Source organism: Nocardia farcinica, from assembly GCF_029867845.1.
Taxonomy (GTDB): domain Bacteria; phylum Actinomycetota; class Actinomycetes; order Mycobacteriales; family Mycobacteriaceae; genus Nocardia; species Nocardia farcinica_A.
The window spans coordinates 1-3,906 of the sequence record NZ_JARWRU010001121.1; the positions used below are offsets into that span (position 1 = coordinate 1).

4 protein-coding genes are annotated in these 3,906 nt (G+C 70.2%); all 4 read left to right on the forward strand.

Going from position 1 to position 3,906, the window contains the following annotated elements; all coding sequences use genetic code 11:
* A partial coding sequence (locus QH283_RS24875) for an ABC transporter substrate-binding protein (RefSeq protein ID WP_280505361.1) occupies positions 1-757 on the forward strand: 757 nt, incomplete at its 5' end.
* Entirely contained in the window at positions 754-1,626 is an 873-nt protein-coding gene (locus QH283_RS24880) for an ABC transporter permease (protein ID WP_280505362.1), read from the forward strand. The genes QH283_RS24875 and QH283_RS24880, both read left to right, overlap by 4 nt.
* A 50-nt stretch (positions 1,627-1,676) precedes the next feature.
* Complete coding sequence (locus QH283_RS24885) at positions 1,677-2,378, forward strand: ABC transporter ATP-binding protein (RefSeq protein ID WP_280505364.1); 702 nt, start codon at positions 1,677-1,679, stop codon at positions 2,376-2,378.
* A gap of 17 nt (positions 2,379-2,395) precedes the next feature.
* Positions 2,396-3,757, forward strand: coding sequence for an LLM class flavin-dependent oxidoreductase (locus QH283_RS24890; protein WP_280505363.1), 1,362 nt, complete (start codon positions 2,396-2,398; stop codon positions 3,755-3,757).
* Positions 3,758-3,906: the final 149 nt, after the last annotated feature.

Consider the following 3,906-nt stretch of genomic DNA (forward strand, 5'->3'; position numbering starts at 1 on the left):
CGCCGGCCTGCCCCCGATCCACGCCCACGCCACCGGGTTCGACGCGAAGATCATCGGGGTCAAGATGCGCAGCCTGCCCATCTATCAGCTGGCCACCGCGCCCGGCGTGACCATCACCGACGCCTCGCAGCTGCGCGGCAAGCGCATCGCCTTCTCCCCCGGGCAAGCCCAGGGCGCGGTGGTGCTGCGCACGCTGAAGGACGCGGGCATCGGCCTGGACGAAGTGGAACTCGTCGAACTCAACAGCCCGCAGTTCCTCAGCGGCCTGCAGGGCAACCAGATCGACGTCGCCCCGCTCGGCGAACCCTCCCTCACCAAGTACCTGGACAGCTACCGCGCCCAGGGCGCGGGCGCGCTGGAGATCGAGGCGGTGGACGCGCTGTCGATCATCTGGGCACCGACCTCGGTGCTGCGGGATTCGGCGAAACTCGCCGCGGCCACCGAATTCGTCGAATTCTGGGCGCGCGGCGAGGTGTGGGCCTGGGAAAATCAGGACGAATGGATCAGGGCGTATTACGTCGAGGATCAGGAAGTGAGCGCCGAGGACGGCCGCCGAATTCTCGACCGGACCCAGAAACCCTATTTCCCGGACGACTGGGACGCGGCGATCGCCTGGGAGCAGGAGACCATCGACCTCGTCACCGAATCCGGCTTCTTCGGCGCGCCCTTCGACGCCGAGGTCTTGTTCGACCGCCGTTTCGAGAAAGTGGCCGCCGAGGCGGTGCCGGCCGAATACCGAGTCGAGGAGAAACAATGACCATCGCACTCGACCGGGGCGCGCTGCGGGCGACCGGCCCCGCCGCCACCGGCGCGGACACCGAGGCCGACGGTTTCGTCGCCCGCAGGCCGCTGCGCCGACTCGGCGTCGGCAAGACCATCCCGTTCGCCCGCATGCTGGGCGTGGTGCTGCTGCTGGCCGTCTGGGGCGGCGGCGTGGCTGCGGGCGTGTTCGACGAACGCAAACTCGCCGCACCGTGGACGGTGGTGCGGACCGCCTGGGACCTGCTGATCGACGGCGCGCTGCTGAGCAACATCGCGGCGTCCCTGCAGCGGGCGGGCATCGGCCTTGCCTTCGGCATCGTCATCGGCACCGGCCTCGCCCTGCTGTCGGGGCTGTCCCGGATCGGGGAATCGCTGGTGGACGGGCCGATCCAGCTCAAGCGCGCCATCCCGACTCTCGGTCTGATCCCGCTGATGATCCTGTGGCTCGGCATCGGCGAGACGTTCAAGATCGTGCTCATCACTCTCGGCGTGATCGTCACCATGTACATCCAGACCCACGCCTCGCTGACCACCATCGACAAGCGGTTCGTCGAACTGTCGGAGGTGCAGGGCGTTTCGCGGGCCACCTTCATCCGGCAGGTGGTCGTCCCCGGCTCGCTGCCCGGTTTCTTCCTCGGTCTGCGGCTGTCGGTGACCGGCGCCTGGCTGGCGCTGATCGTCGTCGAATCGGTCAACGCCATCGACGGTCTCGGCAAGATGATGTCCAACGCCCAGAACTACGGGCAGGCCGACGTCATCCTCGTCGGCTTGGCCGTCTACGGCATCTTCGGCCTGGCCTCCGACGCGGCCATCCGGCTGCTGGAACGAAAGGTGCTGTCGTGGCGGCGAACCATCGCGAACTGACGGCCGGACTCGACGCCCCGGCCGACCGGACTCCCGAGGACGATCCACGGTTGGGCGTCGAGGTCCGCGATCTGACCCGCCGCTTCGGCGACCGCGTCGTCCTCGACAGCCTGCGCCTGCGCATCCCGCACGGGCAGTTCGTCGCCCTGCTCGGCCGCTCCGGCTCGGGCAAGTCCACCCTGCTGCGCGCGCTGGCCGGGCTCGACTACGACGTGGCGGGCTCGGGCACGCTGCGGGTGCCCGCGAAGACCTCGGTGGTGTTCCAGGATTCGCGACTGCTGCCCTGGCAGCGGGTACTGGCCAATGTCCTCTACGGACAGCCGCGCTCACGCCGCGAGGCCGGGCTGCGGGTGCTCGCCGAAGTCGGCCTGGCGGGCCGGGAGCGGGCCTGGCCCACCGAGCTGTCCGGCGGTGAGCAGCAACGGGTCTCGCTGGCCCGCTCCCTGGTCGGCGAACCCGACCTGCTGCTGGCCGACGAACCGTTCGGCGCGCTGGACGCGCTGACCCGCATCAAGATGCACGAACTGTTGCGCGAGCTGATCCGCAGGCACGGGCCGACCGTGCTGCTGGTCACCCACGACGTGGACGAGGCGATCGCCCTCGCCGACCGGGTGCTCGTGCTCGACGAGGGCCGCATCGGCGTCGACCTGCCGGTGGACCTGCCCGGCGAGCGCGACCCCAGCCTGCCCGAATTCCAGAAGATCCGCCGCACCCTGCTCGCCGCGCTCGGCGTCGCACCCGCGGCCGTGTGAGAGAAGGACGAAGAACAATGAGCAACGCCGAGCCCGGCAAGAAGCAACTGCACCTCAACGCCTTCCTGATGTCGGTGGGCCATCACGAGGCCGCCTGGCGGCTGCCGGAATCCGATCCCGACGCCCACACCGACGTGAACCACTACGTCCGGCTGGCGCAGACCGCCGAACGCGGCAAGTTCGACTCCATCTTCTTCGCCGACAGCCCGGTGCTGATGGGCGATCCCGGCCGCAGGCCGAGCGGCAAGCTGGAGCCGACCGTGCTGCTGACCGCGATCGCCGTGCAGACCAGCCGCATCGGCCTGATCGCCACCGCCTCCACCAGCTACAACAACCCCTACAACCTGGCGCGCCGGTTCGCCTCGGTCGACATCGTCAGCAACGGCCGCGCCGGCTGGAACATCGTGACCACCGCGGGTGCCGACGCCGCCCGCAACTTCGGCCTCGACGACACCCCCGACCACACGCTGCGCTACGAGAAGGCCGCCGAGTTCGTCGAGGTCTCCACCAAACTGTGGGACAGCTGGGACGACGACGCGATCGTCGCCGACAAGGAACTCGGCATCCACGCCGACGCGGAGAAGGTCCGCAGGATCAACCATCGCGGCCGATTCTTCCAGGTCGACGGCCCGCTGAACGTGCCGCGCTCGCCGCAGGGCTACCCGGTGCTCGTGCAGGCGGGCTCCTCGGAGGACGGCAAGAACTTCGCCGCCCGCTACGCCGAGGCCGTGTTCACCGCCCAGCAGACCCTCGAGGACGGCAAGGCCTTCTACACCGACCTCAAGGACCGCGCCCGCCGCCTCGGCCGCGACCAGGAGGCGCTGAAGATCCTGCCCGGCATCGTGCCGGTGATCGGCGACACCGAGGAGGACGCCCGCGCCCTCGACGCCGAGCTGGCGCGGCTGATCTCGCCGGAGTACGCCCGCAAGCAGCTGGCCGAGCGGTTCCGGCTGCCGGTGGACGCGCTGGATCTGGACAGCGAGCTGCCCGAGGATCTGCCCAGCGAGGACGACATCCAGGGTGCCAAGAGCCGGTTCACCCTCATCGTGAACCTGGCCCGGCGCGAGCGGCTGACCGTGCGAGAGCTCATCACCCGCCTCGGCGGCGGCCGCGGGCATCGCACCTTCGCGGGCACCGCCGCGCAGGTGGCCGACACCATCGAGGAGTGGTTCCGCGAGGGCGCGGCCGACGGCTTCAACGTCATGCCCGCGGTGCTGCCCTCTGGCCTGGACCGCTTCGTCGACGAGGTGGTGCCGATCCTGCAGGAGCGCGGCCTGTTCCGCACCGAGTACACCGCGACCACGCTGCGCGGGCACTACGGCCTGGAGCGTCCGGCCAACCAGTTCGCCCGCGAGCTGGCCACGGCTGCCGCGCAATAGCAGCCACCGCAGCAACAGCAGCCACCCCGCAACAGCAGCCGTGCGCCGGACACGTGCCGGCGCCCGCCGTACGGGGGCTTTCCACGCGCCCCGGCCCGGGCGCGGGGCCGTAACCGGGGCCCGAACGCACCGGAGAGGGCCCAGAACAC